The 22,461-nt window shown below is 54.4% G+C and carries 19 protein-coding genes; 5 read left to right on the forward strand and 14 right to left on the reverse strand.

Annotated elements, in window-relative coordinates; all coding sequences use genetic code 11:
- The first annotated feature begins 854 nt into the window (after positions 1–854).
- Together BW33_RS28635 and BW33_RS28645 are read left to right on the forward strand one after the other, a co-directional pair.
- On the forward strand, positions 855–1,835 hold the full coding sequence (locus BW33_RS28635) for an integrase domain-containing protein (RefSeq protein ID WP_081794236.1): 981 nt from the start codon (positions 855–857) through the stop codon (positions 1,833–1,835).
- Positions 1,836–2,103: 268 nt separating this feature from the next.
- Entirely contained in the window at positions 2,104–2,463 is a 360-nt protein-coding gene (locus BW33_RS28645) for a hypothetical protein (protein ID WP_081794238.1), read from the forward strand.
- A gap of 120 nt (positions 2,464–2,583) precedes the next feature.
- On the opposite strand, the gene BW33_RS20790 is transcribed toward BW33_RS28645, so the two are convergent.
- From BW33_RS20790 to BW33_RS28650, 3 genes are all read right to left on the reverse strand, one after another.
- Entirely contained in the window at positions 2,584–4,509 is a 1,926-nt protein-coding gene (locus BW33_RS20790; RefSeq protein ID WP_047600920.1) for an ATP-dependent helicase, read from the reverse strand.
- Positions 4,494–6,632, reverse strand: coding sequence for an ATP-dependent nuclease (locus BW33_RS20795; protein WP_047600921.1), 2,139 nt, complete (start codon positions 6,630–6,632; stop codon positions 4,494–4,496). The genes BW33_RS20790 and BW33_RS20795 overlap by 16 nt, the downstream gene beginning before the upstream one ends.
- 502 nt (positions 6,633–7,134) lie before the next feature.
- Positions 7,135–7,371, reverse strand: a complete 237-nt coding sequence (locus BW33_RS28650; RefSeq protein ID WP_081794239.1) for a helix-turn-helix domain-containing protein — start codon at positions 7,369–7,371, stop codon at positions 7,135–7,137.
- A 448-nt stretch (positions 7,372–7,819) separates the two neighbouring features.
- Between BW33_RS28650 and BW33_RS20800 the strand changes: the two genes are divergently transcribed.
- Complete coding sequence (locus BW33_RS20800; protein ID WP_047600922.1) at positions 7,820–8,095, forward strand: DUF3077 domain-containing protein; 276 nt, start codon at positions 7,820–7,822, stop codon at positions 8,093–8,095.
- Between the two features lie 51 nt (positions 8,096–8,146).
- On the opposite strand, the gene BW33_RS20805 is transcribed toward BW33_RS20800, so the two are convergent.
- Both BW33_RS20805 and BW33_RS20810 read right to left on the reverse strand, forming a co-directional pair.
- Positions 8,147–8,827 carry an RES family NAD+ phosphorylase gene (locus BW33_RS20805; RefSeq protein ID WP_047600923.1) on the reverse strand — a complete coding sequence of 227 codons (681 nt, stop codon included), beginning with the start codon at positions 8,825–8,827 and terminating at the stop codon, positions 8,147–8,149.
- Entirely contained in the window at positions 8,824–9,234 is a 411-nt protein-coding gene (locus BW33_RS20810) for an MbcA/ParS/Xre antitoxin family protein (RefSeq protein WP_007961687.1), read from the reverse strand. Before BW33_RS20810 ends, BW33_RS20805 begins: the two co-directional genes overlap by 4 nt.
- 351 nt (positions 9,235–9,585) lie before the next feature.
- Here BW33_RS20810 and BW33_RS20815 point away from each other — a divergent pair, with 351 nt between their 5' ends.
- Positions 9,586–10,512, forward strand: coding sequence for a LysR family transcriptional regulator (locus tag BW33_RS20815; protein ID WP_007961685.1), 927 nt, complete (start codon positions 9,586–9,588; stop codon positions 10,510–10,512).
- Here BW33_RS20815 and BW33_RS28655 read toward each other — a convergent pair.
- The 6 genes from BW33_RS28655 to BW33_RS20840 form a co-directional block, all read right to left on the reverse strand.
- The gene (locus BW33_RS28655; protein ID WP_003220702.1) at positions 10,429–10,746 is read right to left on the reverse strand and encodes an AzlD domain-containing protein; all 318 of its coding nucleotides are present in this window, start codon (positions 10,744–10,746) and stop codon (positions 10,429–10,431) included. The two genes, BW33_RS20815 and BW33_RS28655, sit on opposite strands and share 84 nt — an antisense overlap.
- Positions 10,725–11,441, reverse strand: a complete 717-nt coding sequence (locus BW33_RS20820; RefSeq protein ID WP_003220701.1) for an AzlC family ABC transporter permease — start codon at positions 11,439–11,441, stop codon at positions 10,725–10,727. Before BW33_RS20820 ends, BW33_RS28655 begins: the two co-directional genes overlap by 22 nt.
- Positions 11,438–11,815, reverse strand: coding sequence for a GNAT family N-acetyltransferase (locus BW33_RS20825; RefSeq protein WP_008080517.1), 378 nt, complete (start codon positions 11,813–11,815; stop codon positions 11,438–11,440). Before BW33_RS20825 ends, BW33_RS20820 begins: the two co-directional genes overlap by 4 nt.
- 79 nt (positions 11,816–11,894) lie before the next feature.
- The gene (locus BW33_RS20830) at positions 11,895–12,641 is read right to left on the reverse strand and encodes a 2OG-Fe dioxygenase family protein (protein ID WP_007961854.1); all 747 of its coding nucleotides are present in this window, start codon (positions 12,639–12,641) and stop codon (positions 11,895–11,897) included.
- A 231-nt stretch (positions 12,642–12,872) separates the two neighbouring features.
- The gene (locus tag BW33_RS20835) at positions 12,873–14,159 is read right to left on the reverse strand and encodes an OprD family porin (RefSeq protein WP_047600925.1); all 1,287 of its coding nucleotides are present in this window, start codon (positions 14,157–14,159) and stop codon (positions 12,873–12,875) included.
- Between the two features lie 295 nt (positions 14,160–14,454).
- Positions 14,455–15,123: a DsbA family protein gene (locus BW33_RS20840; protein WP_047600926.1), complete on the reverse strand. Its 669-nt coding sequence runs from the start codon at positions 15,121–15,123 to the stop codon at positions 14,455–14,457.
- Between the two features lie 256 nt (positions 15,124–15,379).
- On the opposite strand from BW33_RS20840, the gene BW33_RS20845 reads away from it, so the two are divergent.
- On the forward strand, positions 15,380–17,473 hold the full coding sequence (locus tag BW33_RS20845; protein WP_047601086.1) for a TonB-dependent receptor: 2,094 nt from the start codon (positions 15,380–15,382) through the stop codon (positions 17,471–17,473).
- 174 nt (positions 17,474–17,647) lie between these two features.
- Here the strand turns inward: BW33_RS20845 and BW33_RS20850 are convergent, their stop codons facing one another.
- The 3 genes from BW33_RS20850 to BW33_RS20860 all read right to left on the reverse strand — a co-directional run bounded on the left by BW33_RS20850 (position 17,648) and on the right by BW33_RS20860 (position 22,354).
- Positions 17,648–17,860 (reverse strand): hypothetical protein, encoded by a 213-nt coding sequence (locus tag BW33_RS20850; RefSeq protein ID WP_007961849.1) that lies wholly within the window; start codon positions 17,858–17,860, stop codon positions 17,648–17,650.
- Between the two features lie 246 nt (positions 17,861–18,106).
- On the reverse strand, positions 18,107–19,213 hold the full coding sequence (gene aguA / locus BW33_RS20855; RefSeq protein ID WP_047600927.1) for an agmatine deiminase: 1,107 nt from the start codon (positions 19,211–19,213) through the stop codon (positions 18,107–18,109).
- 228 nt (positions 19,214–19,441) lie between these two features.
- Positions 19,442–22,354, reverse strand: coding sequence for an aminotransferase (locus BW33_RS20860; RefSeq protein WP_047600928.1), 2,913 nt, complete (start codon positions 22,352–22,354; stop codon positions 19,442–19,444).
- Between the last annotated feature and the right edge of the window lie 107 nt (positions 22,355–22,461).

The following is a 22,461-nucleotide window of genomic DNA, read 5'->3' on the forward strand; positions in this document are numbered from 1 at the left end:
GGCTGCAAAGCCGCCCTGTTTGGATGGACCTCACTTAAAAAATCTAAAGCCCCCACAACTGTCTGTGGAAAACCACTGATTTCCACCGGTGGATAATTTCATCCACAGCCGCAGAACTCCCGAAAATTCGAGCCTTGACCCGAATTATCCACAGGCGTAGAAAAGATCGGGCAAAGCGCTGTCGTTGACAGCAACCCAGGTAGCCAGAACCTTTAAGGCTACGCCACACCGTGGTGGTTCTCCCAAAGTGCGATTAGCGTCCGGCGGCTCGCACGGTCACAGCGATGTGATGGATGCCTACTTTTACCAGTGTGCCCACTGCGGCAACTCATCCCCTTTCATAGCTGCCCTGCAGCAACCTATCCGCGTGGCCATTTCCTTGCGCCAACCTGCGCCCGTCTCTTTCTCCCGGAAAGAGACGGGCGTTCCTACCGCTGCTGCAGCCCAACTCGTACAAGGCTTTGCGGCATTCCCCCTCGTGACAATCGGCGTGACAAACACCGAAGTCACCAGCAACAGCGATGCGGATGATGGTGCCGCAGCCCACGGAATGGACTGCACCTGACTGACAGTCAGGCATGCCCCGGTCATCACATCCCTGCCTTCACCCGACTCAGGATCTCGCGGCGCCGGTCTCGTCAGCCAGTGCAACCTCCACCCGCCCACTTCTTCGGAAGTGCTCAGGAGGTCAGATCATGAGATGCCCAAGCTCCCGGTTGTAAAGAGCCGACAGTCCCGCGTTAGTGGACAACCCTCACAGGTCGCAGGGGCCTTGATCCCTGATAACACTCAACATTCTTGGCGGGATGACGTGGGGAAGGCTTTAAAGGTTTGGCTTCGAGAGGAGTTTGATCATGGCATTGATAGGAAGGCGAGACGGGCGCAATTTTGGATATGGCCGGCAGCTGAGCTATGCGGGGCTACAAGCATTGCGTGATCTTTTTGGCGGCGGCCATTATGGCACGGTCAAAGCCCACAGCGATCGCTGGCAGGCTTTCGTTCGCTGGTGTCGGTCGGAGGATGGGCCCGGGTTTAACGATGCGCGAAAAATTGATCGGCAGACCTTGCTGAACTACGCGATACATCTGCGTCACCAAGTTGAACAAGGCGGCCTCGCCATCGCCACCGCGCAAAACCGGTTGTCCAGTGTGAACCGAACAATGGCGGCGCTTCGCGGTGATCAATATGTGAAAGTGCCGAGCCCGAGCAAGGCGCTGAGGATGCAGCGAACCAGTGTTCGCCGCTCGGTGCCGCAAGGCCAAGACCGCGAACATGTGAAACAGATAGTCGACGTACTCTGCGAACACCAGATACCACGCGCCGCCGCCATCGCTCATCTGGCGCGAGCCACCGGCATGCGCTTACGCGAGGCCATTTTGGCCGACCTACCGCGTCTAAAACGTGAGGCCGAACACTACGGCAAGATCAACATCCAGGATGGCACCAAAGGGGGGCGCTCAGGTGCTTCGGCGCCACGCTGGATTACGGTAGATGATCATGTTCGTGAGGCGCTGAGCTTTGCCGAACAGGTATCGCCCGACGGCAGCCGCAACTTGCTCGCGCCGAATGAACGCTACCTCGATTTCCATCAACGAATCGTTCGCCCTGCACGAGACATCCTCCATACGCACCACCTCATAGGTTTCCACGAATTGCGGGCAGCTTATGCGTGCGAACGCTATGAGCAAATCACCCAGCATCCCGCCCCCATCAACGGTGGCCATTGCTACCAACTCGACCGACGCTTAGATCAGGATGCCCGAGTACAAATCAGTTATGAGCTGGGGCACAACCGTATCGTCGTGGTGGCCGCTTACGTTGGTGGTCGAGCATGAGCACGGGATTCGATATGGATCTGTTCCTGGCGGGCGTCCTGACCGGATCGCATACCACTCGCCAACGCCACCTACATCAGGCGAAGGCTATCCAAACAGCGATCGCTGAGCGCTGGCACCGAGACAATCCTTGGACGTGGCAAAGAAAGCATGTGCTATGGTTTTTGCGCATGAAGATACAACATCGAGCCGCTTCCACGCGTTATTACTATAAGCTGACTGCAGAGTTAATTACTGTGCGACTAAGTAAAAAATGGAGATTTGACTAATGAAAGAAACAACGCGAGCTAGGGTCGCTGCAGTCGTCGGAGCTGCCGGAAATCAGAAAAAAATAAGCTCTATTTACGATTACTCGACTTCATCACATAGGAATATTTCAGCTAGCATCTCAAACGGAAAGGTTGAAGGATATGACTACACAACATCTAGCTTCTTTTCTGGAAGCAGCAACAACTCACTAGACTTCTATGACTACAACAATTCAAAGCATGTAAACCTCAAAATGAACGGAAAGAAATTTGATGGCTATGACTACGACACAAAAAAGTATTTTAGCGGAACCATAAACGGTAAAAATATTTCTCTGTACGATTACGACACTGGAAAACACTATAACTACAGCGTTTAGACGTTAATATCTAATTAAAAGCACCACCAATTAAATATGCACTTGAATTTCATTAGCATTGCCTGACTTACCCAGATAACTTTCCTAGGTAGTATCAGGCACTGCTTTTCCGCATAAAAATTAATCTAAATTTTTTACGTTTTCATGGCCAAACCAGGCCCTCGCTTTTTCAATAACTGCTTCAGACGGCGAGTGATAAAATAAAGCCAAATTTGATTTTGCACGGGTACAGCATACATAGAGAATTTTTCGCGTCCGATTCACCACACTCTCTTTATCCACACGATCAGTGAACAAATAATCAAAGTTATAGGAATTCCACCGACCGTTGTTCAGAACAACTAGAACATCAGGAAACTCTCGACCTTTGGTTTTATGTTGAGTAGAGAACGGCGTAAACCCTTCAAGATATTCAAATAGTTTCTGAAATTGAGAAAATGGAAGCGCGGCCACTTGGCTATAAATATAACGTTTCGACTCCATAAATGATTGAAGGCGATCGTCAATTCTAACAAGGCCGCTTTCATTTGCCTCATCGATGACTTGCTGTACTGTTTTATCATCGACTTTAGATAAATTTATAACCCTCTCCTTCAGTCTAACTTTATCATTCTTAGATTTGACGGCATGTTCAGTTACGCGAAGAAACTCATTAAAAATTCCATCTAAGTAAAGCTGGACATTTTTTTGTATTTTAAATAAATGTTTTATCAGGTCATCCCTATTACCCCCACCACGCCCCAACTCACTTCGATCAGATTTCTGATCATCTATAAGCTGGTCTTTGTCAATATATAAAGAAGCCAGTTCGCCATATGGAAAACCCAGCGCAGAGTCATATATGGCTTGGTGTTCTGCAATATATATCGCCATGCCGTCTGTGGGATCAACCTCTTTTAAGGCTTTACCAGTTTTCTTATACTTCAACTCGGCCAATACTTCTCCGAACGTTTTTCCCTCAGAGTTAAAAGCAGGCTCATTTTTCTTAATATAATTTTTGACCCTACGGACATACTCTAAAATTTTGTCGCCATCATAAATCCTCATCAGCTCACTAAACCCTGCTTTGGCAGCGATGAGATTATGAGTGAGATTGAGTTCCTTAGCGCCTGATGGCTCGGAAAACTCCCAACCCAGATATTCTTTTACAACATTAATATCATCATTCGAAGAGTATATAAATTGTATATGACCACTTTTTACACCACCTTCACCAGTCATATTTGGAGCATTTAAATCTTTAGAGGGAACTTGAAAAAGCCCATCATTCCTAAGCTTGTTTGCCAAATCGATTACATTTTGTGGATTTCTTCTATTTTCTTCTTTCTTTATTTCTCTTACCTGCCCAACCCCCTCCCCTTTGTAAGAATCTAAATCACCAATACCTTCGTCATAAATTGCTTGCATTGCATCGCCAAAAAAGCCAACAACATTTGGATCACCAACTCTAGCCAACTGCGTAAGAAGTATATCTACAACTTCCACCTGAGTATCTTGATACTCATCCACCATAATATATGGATAACAATCTTTCAAAATCCGGCACAGCTTGTCGTATCGCTTAAACATTTCGTTAGCAAGGACAATAACCTCATCATGTGAAATTACCCCCTCCCTAAACTTTACGTACTCCTTATACCTTACGTCCCCCTCAATTGTATCTAATTTTTCCGACTCTCCATTGCTATCTAAAACTTTAAACCCTGATATTTCGTCATCATTAATCAGCGTTAACAAAACCTCCTTTAGTTCCACTTGAAAGTGTTTGATTACTCCCCACAGAAAATCATGGATCGTAGAAACGTGCAGATTTGGATGACTGGCTCTGCCCTCAATCTCCCGCACCGCCGCGTTGGTGTAGGTAATACACGCTACGCGTGCCAAGGGCTTGAGGGTAACCAATTTCGTTATAACCTCTACCAAAGAATAAGTTTTCCCACTCCCAGCACCGCCACTCAGTAAAAAACTCTTACCCTCACTGATAGTATCTAGAATTTTTTTCGTCTCTTCACTAACCTCCTCTATGCTCTTCATTTGCGCAGCCATTCCAAGCCCTCTTGGATATAATGAGGAGTCTTCCAATTGGAGAAGTCTGATTTTTCATCAGGTATACTATTAAGCAGAACTTCAATCGCTAACGAAGGTTTTTTGCCAACTGCTTTCTCTGCAAACTCAAATGCATCGCACTCGCCATTTATATATTTATTGAACCACTTAGGCGTTAGAGATGGAAACTTTTCAGAGTCAGTTCCAAGTAGTGCTTTGTTTAGCGAAAAAAATGCATCTTCGAAGCTTCTTCCATGATAGCCGTCGTCTTTAGTCTGATATGCTAGAAAAATACAGCCATCGACATCGACCTTCCATTCGCCTCCGACTTTGGATAAAGCCTTACCTTCAACACTAAGTGAGGTAAAGTAGTCCAAATCTTCTCTAACCTTGCCGTGATAAAATATTAACGATCCATTTGCTGTATGGTCTGCCGCCGGGTCATCAGGACGACATTTTATAGTCTCTATTTTCTGAGTGCCTTTTTTGTATAACTGGGGAGTAACTCCATCCTTTTCAAAAAGCAGTTCTTTAATCCCGCTATCGATATCGGTCAAAATTAAAGCTTTAATACCAATGAAATGGATAAACTTTTCAAAAATTTGAGCATGTGCTCCTACCTCCACAATTGAAATATTCTGTGAAAGCAGAGGTATAGCGCCAACATCAGGAACCTCTTGGTCAAATTTTCTCATCATTGCTGGTAGAAGAATCTTCTCAGTATCACCCTCAATAAGTATTGCTTTATCGGCAAAAAATAGCTCGGCGCGATTCAACGTAAGATATTGTTTAAGGAATTTGTAGTAAAGTTCAGCCTGGGCATTGTCATCCACATCATCGGACGAATACTCCGACTTGAGCGCCTTAAGATTTTTTGCATCAACACTATTAGCAAGAGGAGACTTCCTCAAGTACTTGATATCGTCGAAATCACACTCTGCCACTATATGAGATGAGTGAGTGCTGATAATCGTTTGAAGATGAATCTCCACCCCATCCTCTCTCACCCGACTTTCTTTTAATAGGGACTTAATATTTTTTATAAAAGTATATTGCATCTGAGGATGTGTATGCGCTTCCGGCTCCTCAATAAAAAGTAAATTAATCGCAGCAGGATTCTCTTTACTAGATCTCCGAAAAGAACTCATCAACATTTCTATTTCAAAAATCATGCTGATTAGATTCATATAGCCAAGCCCATTAAAGTGCTCGGGAAGATCATGGGTGTCATGGGTATACATCACAGTTGTATTTCCATCCAACAGCTCTCGATGCTGCAGGGTGGATGCAATTTTAATATGCGTCTCGGACAATCTAGACCCGCCAAACTTTGCAACTTTTCCCAACAACCCAGAAAACATATCCTGATATATTTCGCTCAGCTCTTTATCCGTCGAGCGCAATTGTTTCTTAAAGCCCTCGACAGCCTCCTGCTGCTCTTGGTTCTCAGATGTCTTTTTGTATATGATTGCAGTCTGAGAAGAGAGGGTTTTATCATTGTCTTTATTCGTAACACTCCGCTTCGCACCGATAGACCTGAATGAAATAACATCAGCCAAACTAATGTTTTCTTTAGTCAAGTCTGTGAACACATCCGGATCACTATAGGAAAAGCTTTTTTTCCTGACTTGATCAAAGTAAATATGCTGATTTTCCTTAAGAAACAAACTCGAATCGTTGTCATATTTTTCTTTTACAGCATTGTAATCATTCCGCATCGCCGTCAACTGAGAATAACTAACCAGATACTCAAACCCAAGCACAATATGATTATCATCAGGATCCAAGCTCATTATTAACTGGCTTACTGGCGACAAATTATCGACGTCATCGTACTCAACATATAATTTCAACGTTATACCCAAGGGGATATAGGCATTCTCCGGACCTATCGGATCAGCGCCGCTCACCAATTTGATTAAGGCGGCTTTTAAATCGACATTGAAATCGTCAAAAACTATTTTATGCTTCTCAGAAGAATTTATAAATTTCTCTAACGCAGAGAGCAGCGAAGTCTTTCCGCTATTATTTTTACCCAACACCAGAGAAAGATTGCTCTCAAGATCAAGAGAGAACCTCTTCAATAAGCGAAAATTATTAACTTCGATCCTTACTACTTTCATGAACCTATCCTTGTATTAGAATAAATTGCACCGCCATTAGATATCAGACACATCTAGTCCCTGACATAAAATAACCAGTTATCGATCAATAAAATTAGAGCTATCGGTGTGTAAAATACTGACATTAATGGGCTTAATCGCTTAAGCGGATCATTTGCATCCATGCTAACCAAGCCTCCCGCTGCCAAGGGTCACATGACCCAGGGAGCTGGCCACTCGCCAGACAGTAGCTAAAGCTTGGCCTACCTGGCAAGTAGCTACCAAAGGCGCAGTTGGCATCGCACTCTGCAAATGCGAAAGATGTTGTAGATGTCAGGGTAAATTTAGAGATAGAAATTTCATAAAATTTATAAATATCAAATAAAAACAACAAGTTAGTTTTATGTTCGACTCCTGGTACCACCATACAAAAAAGCCCCCGCATAAATGCAGGGGCTTTGCTATTTCTAGAGTGTGGTAGATGCTTCTGTGCCTGAGACTTGCTCCCTGTGCGTAAACAATCTCAGGCAGGATACAAATCCCGCAACGCTTCAGGATGCTGACTGGCGACCCTCAGGAGAGTTTGCGCTGCCCCCGTCGGCTGCCGGCGACCCTGCTCCCAATCCTGCAAAGTCCGCAGACTCACACCGATCAGTTTGGCAAACGCACTTTGTGAAACGCCCACTTTGGCACACGCTTCTGCTGCCGCAGAGAGCCGCACCTGCGTTACGCGTGCGGCCTCGCCGTATAAACAAACCATAAACGCTTATTGGGACAGATCGACGAAAAGTATGGGGCGAGGCCTTGGGAAATCTGTTGTAACGAGAAGCCACTACTAGCCACCGTTGCTCATCTGCCTGCCCCAAAGCTACCGTCAAACCCGTCGCTGCCAATTCAGCGTCCGGGCCTGAGAACCCGCGTAAGATACAGGCGCACCAGCACCCAAAATCACGATTGCCGACGCTTTTTTGTGTCCGCACTCACGTGTAATGGCGGCTGTGCGTGGGAGACCCTCGGGTCTGCCGGGTTCCTGTATCTCCGGTTTCTCAGCCTGCGCATAGCTGCCACCCTTTCGCCTGAGAACGAAAATGGCGGCTCTCATTTGATACAGGGAGTTCACAAATGAATGCCATTGATCCATCCGTAATCCGCCGCGCTGCAACACCGGTCACCTCACTCCACGCCTTGGATACGGCAGGTGAAGCGAAATGACCGACTACCTCGATTTGAAAACACCAGGCCTTACGCACTTTTCCTTCCAGGCCAATCAAGCGCTGTTCCGCACGAATCGTGGTGTTCCGGTAATAACCGCCCTTTCCCACGCCTCCCACTTGCTTCACATCTCACGATTGCTCACTGCGGACACTTCAGTCTCGCGCGATCCGGATCTTCATGCTTATGCCTCCCAGTATCTGCAGGAGTTAAGCAAGGCACTGATCGACGATGTGGTGAAAGTGCTGGATGCGCCAACAGCAAGCCATTGACGTAAACCGCCAGAAGAAAGCCCTCGCTGTACCGCGAGGGCTTTTTGCGTTTCAAACCTGACTGATCTCAAACACATACGAAATCCTGCGCTGGCTCGCACTCCACACATAACGCAAATGCTTACCCTGCTTCGGAATCGACACGGCCGGCGGGCGGAACGCAGCAACACATTCGTGACCCGTCAGGCGAACGCTGTTGTAGAGCAGTCCCCAGGATGCAGACTCGCGCAGTTGTCGGGCAAATGCCTGGGATGGGCCGTAGGCTTCCGGATCGGGTTGATGCAAATGTGCAAAACCATCTCGAACATCGTGCAGCGGCTTAACCACACGATTGATGTAAGTCCGCATCGTCAACTCAAGATCCGCTTGGTTGGTGGCCGCGAGGAAGCGTTCCTGGTGATAGCAGGTTTCGGCGATGGCCGCGGCCTGGCTGCTGGCGGCGTAGTAGACGCCGAAGGTGCCGTCGGTGAAGCGGCTGCTTTTGCCGATGTGGGTAAACGCCGCCATCACCGGGGTTGAACCGGGGCCGGAGAGTCGGTCTTCGGGCCGTACACGGGCGAGTACGCCAGCCTGTTCGATCACGCGATCGTTGGTCAGTGCTTCCAGCGCGTAGGCGACTTCCAGGTCTTCGGGGTCGAGCACGTCTTCGAACAGCGCAATGGGCGGGAAGCTGCTGTTGACGATCCGGTAGGCCTTCGGCCATTGCGGCTCAGCCAGGGGCGGGGCCTTCAACCGCGCACCCCGTCGAGGTAGCGGCGCACATCAGCGATATCGACCACCCTCCCCGCCAGCATGTAATCCAGCGCAGTCCGGCCATTGAATGGCGCAGCCGTGTTGGGGCTGCTGACCCACGTATAAGCACGCTCGCGACTGTTGCTGAAGATGATGCTCAAGGCCTTGTGAATGCCCATCAGATACGAGATGCGCTCCAGCGTGTCGTGCGGCAGGCGAATGTTCGGCGGCAGGTGCTTGTACTTGTAGAACGTGGTGTTGCCGACGCCGCCCAGTAAAGTGCGCTGCTGCTCGGCGTTGCAACCCCAGCGCTCCATGAGATTGAAGAAAAACTTCAGCGCGACGCGCCCGGCCTCGGGGACGTCGAGTTGTTCACGCGGGGTGAGGGCTGGGGATGAGGTAGGCATGGTCGCCCTTCTTGGCTGGTCCGCAGCTGAGCGTAGTACATATATGAATTTTTTCAAAATATCTATTCGCATGCGAATAAGAACCTTGAAATTCCAAGGTTGACACCTCTATGTGTCCGAGGCGTAAAAAAGTGCCCGACTCGTCCGAATCGGGCACTTTTCTTGACCCCAATCACCCCCACATCATCAAAAATCCCGATCCTGTGTCAGCTTCCAGCCATCGGCGAGGACATCAATTCGCTACTAAACCCGCGACAACTATGCTCAGGTGCTGGAATATAGCCGGCATATGGCGCCGGATCGGCAGTCTCGTAAACAACAATACCCAGCCCACTTCAGAGGGCATTACCCATGGATAGCAGAACCTTACGCAACCTCATGCGCATCGTGCAGACCGGCTCGTTGTCGGCCGCAGCCGAGCATTCGTGCCTGACTGTGCAAGCGCTGGCCGCGCAGTTGAACAAGGTCGAAGAGCAGTTCGGTTTCCGCTTGTTTCGTCGTTCCAACAAAGGGCTGACGCTGACGCCGCAAGGCACGGAGCTGACGCCCTACATGGACAAAGTGCTGATTGCCACGCGACAGATGGAAGAAAAGGTCGAGGCGCTCAAGGTGCCGGGCCAGCGCACGTTGAAGGTCGCGTTGAACAACACGTTGTCGTCTGACTTCAACCGCCGAATGATCGGACGCCTGATCGAGGTGTTTCCCGATTACCAGATGGAATTCAGCTATGCCGAGTCGATGGAGAACCTCAGCAAGCTGAAGAACGAAGACTTTGACCTCGCGGTGCTGATCGGCCCGCAGCGGCCGGGTTTGCCGAGCATTGTTTTGCCGGATGTGCAGGTGCAGGTGGTCGGTGCCCATTGCGGGCAGGAAAACGATCCACTGACGTTGCTGGGCAACAAGTTTCAGGTGCGTCCTGCGGAAGATTGTCCGTATTCCCACAGTTTCCTGCGTTTTCTCGACGCCGGACTGGGCAATCACGAGAATGGTCAACGCATGGTTTATTCGTGCAGCGAAACCCTGACGCTGTCGTTGATCACGCAGATGGACGCAGTGGGCATGGTTTCTCGTGAGGCCGCGCAAAAGAACGGCCTGACGATTTTCCCCGGATTCGAGGATTTCCTCGAAGTGCGTCTGGCGGTGAACAACCCGAACCTGTCGGGGCAGGCCCTGAATGACGTGGTCGATCTGCCGTTACATGAACGAGCCGAGCGCAATGTACGCAGCCGTCCCAACCGCCACACTGAGAAAGAGGTTTTTGCTGAAATACGCACATAGCAACGTCGGAATGGCTGCATAAAATTCCGGGCGATCGAGCTGCAGGTGCTGATCCTTGATCAACAAGGGTGTCAGGCTGATCGCAGCGACGATCGCCACCGGCAGGTACTCCAGCGCCCGCGCAACGAATGGCGGCCAGTGCTCGGTGTTGACCTGCAGCGGCAACGCGCGTGGCAGGAAGGTCACGGCCATCATCAGCGCGACCACCAGGATCAGGAACGTTTGGTCAGGCATACACCCACTCCGCAGCCCACAAACGTGGCGATGAATACGTTGAACGGCGAAGTACCGACCAGGCTCAGCGCGCCCATGCAGGCGACGGCAGCCGCTGCGGCGATGAGTTTGTTGCGGGTGTTGCACAGCGACACCAGCACGTAGAGCATCATCGCAGTCAGCGCGTAGTCGAGCTGATACTTGATCAGGTGCGACGCGTATTGCGCGCAGACGGCGCCCAGCAATCCGCCCAGCACCCAAGAGGTGTGGCAGAACAGGTTGAAGCCGATCAGGTAACGGATGTTGACCGGCGCACCGGTGCCGAGTTTGACGCTGTGAAACGCGAAGGATTCGTCGGTCAGGCCACCGGCGTAAGCCCAGCGCTCCATACGGCTCAGCCCCAGTGCGCGAAGGGCCTTGGCCATGTACACCGACATCAGCATGTGCCGTGCATTGATCAGGAACGTAGTCAGCACGATGGTGGTCAGCGAAGCACCACTGGAGATCAGCGCCAGCGCGGCAAATTGCGAAGCGCCGGCGTAGACGAACAGGCACATCGCCACCGGCAGCCACATCGGCAGTCCGGCATTGACCGCCATCAGCCCGAACACGAACGACACCGTGAAATAACCGGCCACCACCGGGCTGGCTTCGGCAAACGTGCGCGATGGCTGATGGGCAGCCATCAGCGGCGCACTGCCGGACGTTTCATTCATAGATCCCTCTCAAATGTCCGCTCGCCGTGGGGTTCGCAAAAACCCTGGGCAGTCCAGAATCGCTTGCCCGCGAGGTTAGCATCGTCGACGAACAGAAACATCCGTAATACACCGACCCGTTTCATGTCGGACGACGCCGCTTCCACCAACCGCTGGCCGACGCCCTGGCTGCGGTAGCGCGGGCTGACCGCGAGGTGGTTGATGGTGCCGCGACTGCCGAGCATGCCGCCGAGCACCGCACCGACGATTTCGCCTGCGACGTCGAAGGCCAGATAGGCCGTGGTGGTCTTCTGGATCAATACACCGCGCAGGCATTTGGCGTCCTGCCATTCGCAGAACGACACTTCGTCGAACTGCCGGAAGAAACGCTCCATGCGCTGCGCGTCCTTGGCGGTGGCACGTCGCAGCACCACCGGCGTCGAGCACTCGACGCCATCGACCGGGGTGATCTGATTAGCGAACAATGTCGAAAGCGGTCCCGGGCCGCGAGAAGGAAATCGCCAGAATTTGCCGGTACGCCATGGCATGCGTGTGGGTGTTGCGCGCCGGGGTTACGTAGTGGCGCATATCGCGATCAAGGAAGTAGGTGGTGTCGAGAATTTCCTGGTAGGTGGTCGACGCCAATTGATGCTCGTGGATGTCGTAAAGACGACTCTCCGCTCCCTCGACATTGTTGCGTCCCCAGAAGTGCACGCCGCTGAACGGATAGCCGTCGCAGTGAATCCCTTCCGGGGTGATTTCCAGTTGCTTGCCGGGTTTGATCTCGATGCGAATCTGATGGATCTGGCATTGCCAGATTTCATCGTGCAATTCTTCCGGCAAAACGCTTTTGTACACTTCGAAGTCGGTGTCGATCAGGCTGCGCATCACCGGCGAAGTAATCACTTCATCGGAGAAGTCCTGAAAGTGCCGCACTACACCGCCCACATAGGCGTTGTTCTCTTTCGACTGCACGTACGCGCGATGCTCGAGTTGCTTCAATTCACGTGTTTTCGGGTTGTACTCGAAGTCGCTGTAACGACGGTAACGCATGCCGGCTTCGGCCTGACCGTAGTAACTGTCCGGCTCCATGTTTTCCCAACTTTTGGTCAGTCTGACGAAGTCGGCAAAATGACCGTAGAGATTGAAGTCACCACCCTGGACGTTGACATATTTGTCGCGCCGTAGCGATTCGCCCACTTCTCTGTTCAAAACGATCATTACCAAATTCTCCGCTGCGTTGAGCGGCCTAATCTATTAGGTGGAGAATTTGCGTCCATGAGAAAGAATTTCAGGCATTTAAAGCCCTGTTTGAAACGGTACTTGAAGACGCCTCAAAACAACTTTTACGTGACAAAAACCCGGTTTTTTTACGGTTTTCGCAGAAAAGACCTCGAAAAAAAACCCCGAGCCAGTCGGGGTTTTCTTATGCTTGTTACACCGGTTCGTTCATCAGAAGATGTTGATCGGGTAGTCCACGAATACACGCACTTCGTTGCCGCTACCGTTGTAGTCGGCGGATTTCTGCGACACGCGCAGGATCGAGCTGCGCAGTTTCACGCTCAGGTCTTTCGCCGGACCGCTTTGCACGACGTATTTGACCTGGTTGAAGATCTCACGCTCGGTGCCGCCACTGCTGGTGTCGGTGGTGATGTTGTCGCCACGCACGTAAGCGAAGTTGTAGCTCAGACCCGGCACGCCGAACGCGCCGAAATCCAGGCCGTAGCCCAACTGCCAGCTGCGCTCGTCTTCCGCGTTGAAGTCCGACCAGTAGGAGTTTGCCAGGTAGATGGTGTTGCCACCGTCGCCCTGACGGAAACCCGCGTTCTGATAACCGCCGTACGGGTAGCCCAAGTTGCTGTCGCCAGTGCTGCGCTGGTGCGCCACGGTGAACGAGTGCGGGCCGGTGGCAAATGTGGCTGCCAGGCTCCAGATCTTGTTGTCCTGGCCGCCGGTGCTCTTGGCCTCGGCGTAGGACTTGTCGAGCTTGGTGCGATAGCCGTTGAAGTCCAGGGTCAGGGACTGATCCTTGTCGATCGGGAACACGTAGTTGGCGTTCACGTACTGCTTCTTCATGACGTCTTCAACGTCGGAAGCGTACAGCGCCGCCTTGAACTGTTCGGTGAACTGGTAGCTACCGCCCAATACGTTGATCGACTTCAGACCACCGCTGTCACGGCCTTCTGCGCTTTTGCGCGATTCGGCAGTGAAACGACCGGCGTCCAGTTGCAGGCCTTTGATCTCTTTGGAAGTAATCAAGGTACCGGTGTAGCTTTCCGGCAGCAGACGCGAGTTGTCGTAGTTCAGCACCGGCAGCGCCGGCATCTGGTCGCCGTAGGTCAGCACGGTGTTGGACACGCGGAATTTGACCGCAGCGCCACCCTTGGACAGGTCGTCAGCCGCGTTGCCGCTGTCACCCTGTTTGAAGAAGTCGATACCACCGGCGCCGCTACGGCCCTTGCCGCCATCCAGACGCAGTGCGTAAAGACCGAAAGCATCAACACCCACACCAACGGTGCCTTGGGTGAAACCGGAAGAGAACGTACCGATGGCCGCCTGGCCCCACTCGGCTTTATCCGGGTTGCCGTCTTTGTAATCACGATTGATGTAGGCATTGCGCAGCAGCACTTTCAGGCTGCTGTCTTCTACAAAACCCTTGGATTCGGCCTGGCCGTCAGCCATAGCCGAAGTGGCACTCAACATCCCCAGTGCGATCAGACTGATTCGCTTGTTCAACATTTTGTTTTCCTTATTACGGGTTGAAACGCGCTGTGTCGAACGGCTGAAACGGCGCTATTGCACTCTTTTTTCACCCCGAAACAAAAAGACCCGCCCACGGTAAAACCGTGTCGGGCCCTTTTATTATTTTGAGTCATGGCGGTTGGCCACAGGCGTTGGGCCGAATCGTAGCCGCGCCCTCAATAATGTGTCAATTTCAAGAATCGTCTTTAAATAGGTAAAAATCGTCTAAGAATCGTAAATTTTGCGATAGCGCATTGCTCGGAAATGCGCTCAGCCAGTGAATCCAGCGCGATCAGGCGCAGCCATCCATAGAGCACAGCGCAGGGGACTTCCCCGCCTCTTCGACCCCAATCGCCTGCCCCAGCCACTCAGCAAAGGCTTGGGGCTTGCCAAGCCATGGGCTGATGTCGATCAAGGTGAATTGCCCGTCCTGCTCCAGCGCCAATGTCGGAAATCCCTGGCCGCCCAGTTGCGCCAAGAGTGCGCGGCTGGCTTTTACATGCGCTGTCGTATCAACGGATTTAAACGCAGCCGCAAAGGTGTCCTCGGCGTAGCCCAACTCACTGGCGAGTTCGAAAAGTACCGATTCATCGGCAATCCGCCGTCCTTCCACGTAATGCGCCGTCTGCAAACGCCCGAGCATCTGCAGGCCACGGCCGTCGATGGCCTCTGTCGCCATCACCGCTGCGATCGGCGGCGTCGAATCGAAAACCGCCGAGTGATCACGCAGCAGACCTTCGAAATACGCTTCGCCAAAGGGTTGTCCGGTGTATTCGGCGATGCGCCGGTCATGGGGCATGACGTAATCGCGCAGTTGCGGCGAAACACGCTGGCGATTCGCGCCACTCATCATTCCGCCCGCATGGGCAACGACCGGTAGCACTCGCTGCGCCGCTTGCACCAGGGGTTTGGCGCCGTAGCACCAACCACACAACGGGTCGTAAATGTAGTGAAGGATCATGAGAGAACTCCGGCAACCAATCAGGAAAATTCGATGGCAGCAGACTATTCCTCCGCGCCTGAGGGAAAAACGCCGGAATGACTCTCAGACTGTTTCGTGAATCGGTCGAATGAATCGTCTGATCAGTTTGTATCGAGATCGACATAAATTGAAACAATCTGACAGATGAACTATTCAGGAATAAATTACGGAAGCAAATGCAAAGCATTACCATTCGCGCGCTTGAATTTCCCCACCCTTTCGGATGCGCTTTTCCATGCCTGCCCCGTTCCGCCTCACGCCCGTCACCCTTGGATTGTCTGCCTTTCTGTCCAGCGGTTTTGCTTATTCCGCTACCGAGTTGCCTGCCACCGCGATCAGCGCCGAAGAACAGGCCGAGGACCCGCGTATCAAGATCAGTAACACCGCGACCCGCACCTCCACCCCGGTGCGTTATGTGCCGCAGGCCATCGACTCGATCAAGACCGCGAACGTCGCCGACTATGGCACCCATGACATCGGCGACGCCCTGAGTGGTATTCCCAACGTCAGCAGCAGCGCCGACACGCGCTTCGACAGCCTGCGCATCCGCGGCTTCGACGCCAGCAACGACTTCTATCTGGACGGCATTCGCGACGACAGCCAATACAAGCGCGACCTGCACAACATCGAGCGGGTCGAAGTGCTCAAAGGCCCGGCGGCGGTACTTTACGGCCGTGGCAGCCAGGGCGGGATCGTCAACCGCGTGAGCAAGCTGCCCGAGTTCGGCCGTCGTTCGACCATCGAGGCCCAGGGCGGCAGCGACGACCTGCGCAGCTTGTACGCCGACCTCAGCACCGACCCGAGTGAAAACCTCAGCCTGCGCCTGAACATGGGCAATATGGATGAAAACAGCTTCCGCGACGGCGTCAGCGGCAACCGCCAGCTGTTCGCGCCGTCGATGAGCTGGCAGCTCACACCGGATCTGAACTGGCTGGTGCAATACGAATACAGCCGCTACAACCGCACCCCGGATCGCGGCATTCCCGGTGTGAATGGCCGCCCGGCTGACGTCGGTCGCGACACCACCTACGGCAACGATCACGACTTCATCGACGACAAGGCGCAGTCCCTGCGTTCGAAACTCACCTATGAGATCAACGACAACTGGCAACTGCGCCAAACCTTGGGGGTATTCAAGCTCGACAGCGATTTCGACAACACCTACCTGACCAGCTTCGACCCGAAAACCAACAAGGTCGCGCGCCAGCACTGGCAGCAGGATCTGGCCACCCGCAACGTCTACAACAACCTCGAACTGGAAGGTGGTTTCGATACCTTTGGCCTCGAGCATCGCCTGCTGACTGGCGTCGAGATCGGCAGCCAGCGCCGCGATCCGAAGTTGTACAACGCCGCGACCGGCAGAACCCCGGGCGCGCAGCCGGTGCCGTCCCTTGATCTGTTCAACCCCAACCGCGAGCTCCGTCATACCGGCAGCATGCAGGTGTTCAGCGACAGCCACACCGAAGTCGAAAGTCGCGCGGTGTACGTGCAGGACCAGTTGCGCCTGAACGATCAATGGCAACTGCTGGCCGGCCTGCGCTACGACACCTTCGATATCGAGTCGACCAACCAGCTCAAGAACATCACTGAGGATCGCGACAGCCACAGCACCAGTCCACGCTTCGGGATTGTCTGGACGCCGTTGCAGAATCATTCGTTCTATGCCTCGTGGTCGAAGACCTTCTCGCCCGTTGGCGGCGGCCTGATCGGCATCACCCCTGGTGCTGCCGGCAATAGCAACGACTTGAGTCCGGAGCTGACCAGACAGAAAGAAATCGGCGTGAAAAGCGACTGGCTGGATGATCGCTTGAGCACCACGCTGGCAGTCTACGACCTGGAACTCTACAACCGCCGCACCAGTGATCCGAACGATCCGACCCTGACCGTCATGACCGGCCTTCAGCGCTCGCGCGGCATCGAACTGACCGCCACCGGCAAACTGGTCGGCAACTGGTACATGCGCGGTGGCGTCGGCGTGCAAGACACCACCATCGAGAAGGACAACAACGGGCTGGAAGGCAAGCGCGTCAACAACGTAGCCAAACACAACGGCAGCCTGTTCCTGACCTGGAAGCCGGAAATGGGCTGGTACGGCGAAACGGGTCTTACCCTGGTCGGCCAGCGTTACGCCGACAACGCCAACACCACGGTGCTACCGGGTTATGGCCGCTGGGATGCGCTGGTCGGCTACCGCTTCAAGGACTGGGACTTGCGCGCGGCACTGAACAACATCACCGACCGCGAGTATTACGCCTCGGCCACCAGCCAATATCAGATCCAGCCAGGCGCACCGCGCAGCGTTGTAATGACGGGCACCTATTCTTTCTGATTCAACCCAATACCTGTAGGAGTGAGCCTGCTCGCGATGACTATTTAACATTCAACAGATTCGTTGGCTGTTACTCCGCCATCGCGAGCAGGCTCACTCCTACAGTGGTTTTGTTTCGTGCATAAAAAAGCGCCGCCATCCCGGCAGCGCTTTTACCAATCCTTGTTGTTTTTCTTATCCTTCCATCACAGCCCATAACGCTTCCAGCTCAGCCTCGCTGAACAGGCCAGCGGGGTAGCGCTCGATCATCATCCGGCGCGGATCAGGTTCCCTGATCTGACGCGTTCCGTTGGATTTCAAAAAGTGCGCGACAATCTGGAGCGATTCGCCGTTTACGGCCATGGGATGCAAAGTCCGCTCGCTGACTACGTTCACTTCGGCGTTCATTTCAGCGCTCTCTCCCCTTTCGTCAGCGGCTAAGTTATCCAAGGTTTATGACAGAACTGTTGAAGCTCCCCCCCTCTCCCTAGTGCACTTTGTCCGATACAAGAGCTATGCCAAGGTTTCCTGTTTGTCGACAGGCGGATACAAACAAGCCCGCGGTCCAACAGGGCCGCGGGCTTGTTTGCATGTATGGCAAGCTAATTGTTGCCCGGTCGATTTATGAATCAACTCAAGCTGTTACGTCTCAACTCACTCTTTGTGCGGGGCTGGCTGCTGTTGAGTAAGGCAGTGGATATTGCCACCGCCCAGTAACAGTTCACGGCCCGGTACCATCACCACTTCGTGCTGCGGAAACAACTTCTGCAGGATTTCCCGCGCAGGGGCATCCATCGGATCGTCGAAACTCGGCGCGATGATGCCGCCGTTGACGATCAGGAAGTTCACGTAGGATCCGGCCAGACGCACGGAAGGGTTGCGCTCCTGGGTACCGTCCACCGGATCGACACCGGCACACTCTTCTTCGGTCGCGTACAGCGGTCCCGGAATCGGCATCTTGTGCACCGTGAATGGGCGGCCCTTGGCGTCGGTGCTGCTTTGCAGCACGTTCATTGCGGCCTGGCAGCGCGGGTAGTTCGGATCCTGCGGATCGTCGGTCCACGCCAGCAGCACTTCGCCCGGACGCACGTAGCAGCAGAAGTTATCCACATGGCCGTCGGTTTCGTCGTTGAACAGGCCATCCGGCAGCCAGATGATCTTATCCACCGACAGATTGTCGCGAAGCACCGCTTCGATCTCTTCGCGGCCCAGATGCGGATTGCGGTTGTGGTTGAGCAGGCACTCTTCGGTGGTGATCAGCGTGCCCTCACCGTCGACGTGAATCGAGCCGCCTTCCAGCACAAAACCTTCGGTGCGATAACGCGGGCTGCGCTCGATTTCGAGGATCTTGCCGCCGACCTGCGAATCACGGTTCCACGGCGAATACAGACCGCCCTCAAAGCCGCCCCAAGAGTTGAAGTCCCAGTTCACACCGCGCACTTCGCCACTGTTGTTGATGACGAACGTCGGGCCGGTATCACGCACCCAGGCGTCATCGCTGGACATCTCGACCACGCGGATATTCGGCAGGTCGAGGCGTGCGCGAGCGTTCTCATACTGACCGGCCGACACGGCAACCGTCACCGGTTCGAAACGGGCGATGGCCTTGGCCACTGCAACGTGCGCGGCCTGCGCCGGCTTGCCACCCAGGCGCCAGTTGTCTGGACGCTCAGGCCAGATCATCCAGGTCTGGGTCTGCGGCGCCCACTCGGCCGGCATGTAGAAGCCATCGTCACGCGGGGTACTTTTCAAAGTGGTCATCGGATCAGGACTCCAGGGAACCGTCGAAGGGTTGCAAAGCAATGACGACTTTATAACCGATAAATATCGGCATTAAAAGCAAACAAACATCCAGACATCTAAAATCACAGTTCAATTATCGATATAAATCTGAATCGCTGTAGGAGCTGCCGCAGGCTGCGATCTTTTGATTTTGAAAAGCCAGATCAAAAGATCGCAGCGTGCGGCAGCTCCTACAGGGGTCTGATTTTAGAGGCCTTCCCCGAGCACGCGATCCAGCATGTCGACAAAGAAGTCGACACTGCGCCGCGAGGTGACCATCGGCGGTTTGATCTTGAGAATGTTCAGGTCATCCCCGGTCGGTTGCATGAAGATTCCCAGCTCCCGCAGGCGATCGCACAACAACGTGGTTTCCTCGGTGGCCGGCTCCAGCGTCTCGCGGTTGCGGATCAGCTCTACCCCCAGATAGAACCCGGAACCATGCACCGCGCCCACCAGCGGGTGTTTATCGATCAATGCCTCCAGGCGTGCCTTGAAATGCCCGCCAACCACCTTGGCGTTTTCCCAGAGCTTTTCTTCTTCCATCACATCCAGCACCGCCATACCGACCTGGCAGCTCACCGGACTGCCGCCGGCCGACGAGAAGAAATAGCCTTCAGCTTCCAGCGCCTCGGCGATTTCCCGCCGCGTGATGACGGCGCCGAGCGGCTGGCCGTTGCCCATGCCCTTGGCCATGGTGATGATGTCCGGCACCACGCCCTGTTCTTCGAAACCCCAGAAGAAGTGGCCCATGCGTCCGTAACCGACCTGTACTTCATCGGCGATGCACACCCCTCCCTGGGCACGCACCAGTGCGTAAACCTGTTTCAGATACGTTGGCGGTAGCGAGATACCACCGGCGTTGCCATACACCGGTTCACAGATGAAACCGGCCAATTGGCGCTGTTGTGCGGCGATATGCGCCAGTTGCGCTTCGACGCTGCGCACATAGTGCGGCGCAGAATCCAGGCCACGGAATTCACCGCGATAGATGTTCGGCGCGGTCACCGGGTGCACCCAGTCCGGGCGGCTTTCCAGCGCTCGCGGGTTGTCGGCAACCGACGTCGACACCGCATCGGCGCCGACCGTCCAGCCGTGATAAGCCTCAAGCACGCTGAGCATGTCGCAGCCGCCGCTGTAGGCCCACGCCAGACGAACCGCCAGGTCGTTGGCCTCGCTGCCACTGTTGACCAGAAACACCCGGTCCATGCCTTCCGGCGCCAGCTTCAGCAAGCGTTCAGAGAACTCCGCCACCGCCGCATAGTTGAAACGTGAATTGGTGTTGAGCAGCGACCACTGCCGCGCTGCCACCTGCGCCATGCGCGGATGGCCATGACCGAGCACCGCGACGTTGTTGAGCATGTCGAGGTAGGAGCGGCCCTGCATGTCGATCAGGTGATTACGCCAGCCACGCTCGATGCGCGGCGGATCGACGTAATAATGTTTTTGCGTGCGGGCGAAACTGGCGTCGCGCCGCTCAAGCAAGGTTTTGGCGTCCAGCTCCGGTTCGGCATCGCAGGCCAGCCCCAGCAGAGTGGCTGGCGATGGGCACAAGGCCTGCCAAGCTGCAGCGCGCGCGGGACTGCAGAACAGTGGCGCATCCAGTGATGCAACGCGGCTCAACTGCACAATCAACGGGCCGCTGACCGCACCCAGCACCTGACCTTTGACCAGCGCCGCGCCGCTGTGCAACGAGGCGTTCACGCCCCACAGGCTCACGCTGAGCTGTGGGCCGTCGAGTTGCAGCACTCCATCCGCCACGTGATGCAGCACACCGGCAAACGGTGCTTCCACCGCCGCCCCCTGCGGTACGCGCAACTCAACGTGCAGCGGGAACGTCTCCGGTTCGACGGCACTGTCGGGACGCGTCTGCGACAAGCGATATTGCCCGTAACGACTCGCTGCCAGGCCATGCGCGGCAGCGGCTTCAGTCAGCAGCCGTTGATCGATGCCCTGCTGCTCCCAGTTGCCCGCCTCGAAATGCGGACTCAGGACGCCAAGATCGATCAGCGCGAACTCCCGCCCGACCAACTCCGGCAACAGCGGTGCAAAGCCTTCACTACCGATGGCTGGCAGGGGCTGGCCGACCGCCGTGAGGATCGCCGCTTCCATCAGCGCCAGCGGTACAGAAGTGGCCACGTGGAAAATTTCCCATTCGTGGCCAAGGTTGTCGCGGCTGTAGGTGTTGCCCGGATCGATGCTGACCTGCTGCTCGCCACTGAGTACCAGCACCGCCGCCCGCGCCACGATCAACGGCCACAACGCCAGCAACTCCTCATGTTGCAGCGGATTGACTGCGTGATAGGCCTGCACCGCCGGCAGAATCACAAACGGATCACCGCCGGCATGGTGCAGCAGCGCCGCGCACGTCACCGACAGATCGGTGATGCGCCAGGTGCGCACCAGATCACCGAAGTCGATCACACCCTGCAATTGCCAATGACGCTTGGCATCGCGTTGCCAGACAGCGTTATCGTCAGTGATGTCCATGTGGATCGCCTGCACCGGCAGCTTGTCCTGCAACGGCTGCAAGCGACGTTCGGCCTGTTCGGCGGCGGCAGCGATCAGGGCACGCTGGCGTTCATCCTTGATCACCGGCAGCAGGTGGTTGATCAGCGCACTGGCGTGGCGCGCGTCCCATTGCAGCGCACGCTCGAGACCCGGATGATCGAAGCTGGCCAGCGCCAGATCCATCTCGCCACACAACTGACCGAACCCGGCCACCACGTCATGCCCCAAATGCTCAAGATGGGTCAGCGGCTGGCCTTCGATGTACTCCAGCAGCCGCACGTGCACCGGCTCGCCGTTGGCCTGCAGCGATAACAGGTCCTCGCCGTTATTGGCCGAGATCACCTTGGGTACGTGCACCGACGAATGCTCGGCGAGGTACTTGAGGCCCGCATGTTGGGCCTGCAACTCCACCAGCGCGTAATCACCCCGGCAGATTTTCAGGACAAAGCGCCCACGTTCACTGTCGACCCGATAATTGAGGTCTTGCTGACTGCCCAGCGCCTGTAGCGTGCCGCTGAGCCCGTAATGCTCGGCCAACCACTGTCGGGCCTGCGCCTGGGAGACCTGCGGGCTGGGCAAACTGGCGCGATGAATCAACGTGGCGAGCGGCATGGAACGACCCCTGAAATTTTATTAGGCGCCTATATCGCCATTGCTGCAGTCGATGCGCAACCCCCGACCGGCGATATTCAAGTGCTCGCATCCGCTAGCGTTTTGCG

It is taken from the genome of Pseudomonas sp. RIT288, assembly GCF_000631985.1.
Classification (GTDB): Bacteria; Pseudomonadota; Gammaproteobacteria; order Pseudomonadales; family Pseudomonadaceae; genus Aquipseudomonas.

Bases quoted from the DNA above. Each gene is read 5' to 3' on its own strand.
- BW33_RS28635 (WP_081794236.1), top strand. From the start codon at position 855: ATGGCATTGATAGGAAGGCGAGACGGGCGCAATTTTGGATATGGCCGG.
- BW33_RS28645 (WP_081794238.1), top strand. From the start codon at position 2,104: ATGAAAGAAACAACGCGAGCTAGGGTCGCTGCAGTCGTCGGAGCTGCC.
- BW33_RS20790 (WP_047600920.1), bottom strand. From the start codon at position 4,509: ATGGCTGCGCAAATGAAGAGCATAGAGGAGGTTAGTGAAGAGACGAAA.
- BW33_RS20795 (WP_047600921.1), bottom strand. From the start codon at position 6,632: ATGAAAGTAGTAAGGATCGAAGTTAATAATTTTCGCTTATTGAAGAGG.
- BW33_RS28650 (WP_081794239.1), bottom strand. From the start codon at position 7,371: ATGGTTTGTTTATACGGCGAGGCCGCACGCGTAACGCAGGTGCGGCTC.
- BW33_RS20800 (WP_047600922.1), top strand. From the start codon at position 7,820: ATGACCGACTACCTCGATTTGAAAACACCAGGCCTTACGCACTTTTCC.
- BW33_RS20810 (WP_007961687.1), bottom strand. From the start codon at position 9,234: ATGCCTACCTCATCCCCAGCCCTCACCCCGCGTGAACAACTCGACGTC.
- BW33_RS20815 (WP_007961685.1), top strand. From the start codon at position 9,586: ATGGATAGCAGAACCTTACGCAACCTCATGCGCATCGTGCAGACCGGC.
- BW33_RS28655 (WP_003220702.1), bottom strand. From the start codon at position 10,746: ATGCCTGACCAAACGTTCCTGATCCTGGTGGTCGCGCTGATGATGGCC.
- BW33_RS20820 (WP_003220701.1), bottom strand. From the start codon at position 11,441: ATGAATGAAACGTCCGGCAGTGCGCCGCTGATGGCTGCCCATCAGCCA.
- BW33_RS20825 (WP_008080517.1), bottom strand. From the start codon at position 11,815: ATGGAGCGTTTCTTCCGGCAGTTCGACGAAGTGTCGTTCTGCGAATGG.
- BW33_RS20830 (WP_007961854.1), bottom strand. From the start codon at position 12,641: ATGATCGTTTTGAACAGAGAAGTGGGCGAATCGCTACGGCGCGACAAA.
- BW33_RS20835 (WP_047600925.1), bottom strand. From the start codon at position 14,159: ATGTTGAACAAGCGAATCAGTCTGATCGCACTGGGGATGTTGAGTGCC.
- BW33_RS20840 (WP_047600926.1), bottom strand. From the start codon at position 15,123: ATGATCCTTCACTACATTTACGACCCGTTGTGTGGTTGGTGCTACGGC.
- BW33_RS20845 (WP_047601086.1), top strand. From the start codon at position 15,380: ATGCCTGCCCCGTTCCGCCTCACGCCCGTCACCCTTGGATTGTCTGCC.
- BW33_RS20850 (WP_007961849.1), bottom strand. From the start codon at position 17,860: ATGAACGCCGAAGTGAACGTAGTCAGCGAGCGGACTTTGCATCCCATG.
- aguA (WP_047600927.1), bottom strand. From the start codon at position 19,213: ATGACCACTTTGAAAAGTACCCCGCGTGACGATGGCTTCTACATGCCG.
- BW33_RS20860 (WP_047600928.1), bottom strand. From the start codon at position 22,354: ATGCCGCTCGCCACGTTGATTCATCGCGCCAGTTTGCCCAGCCCGCAG.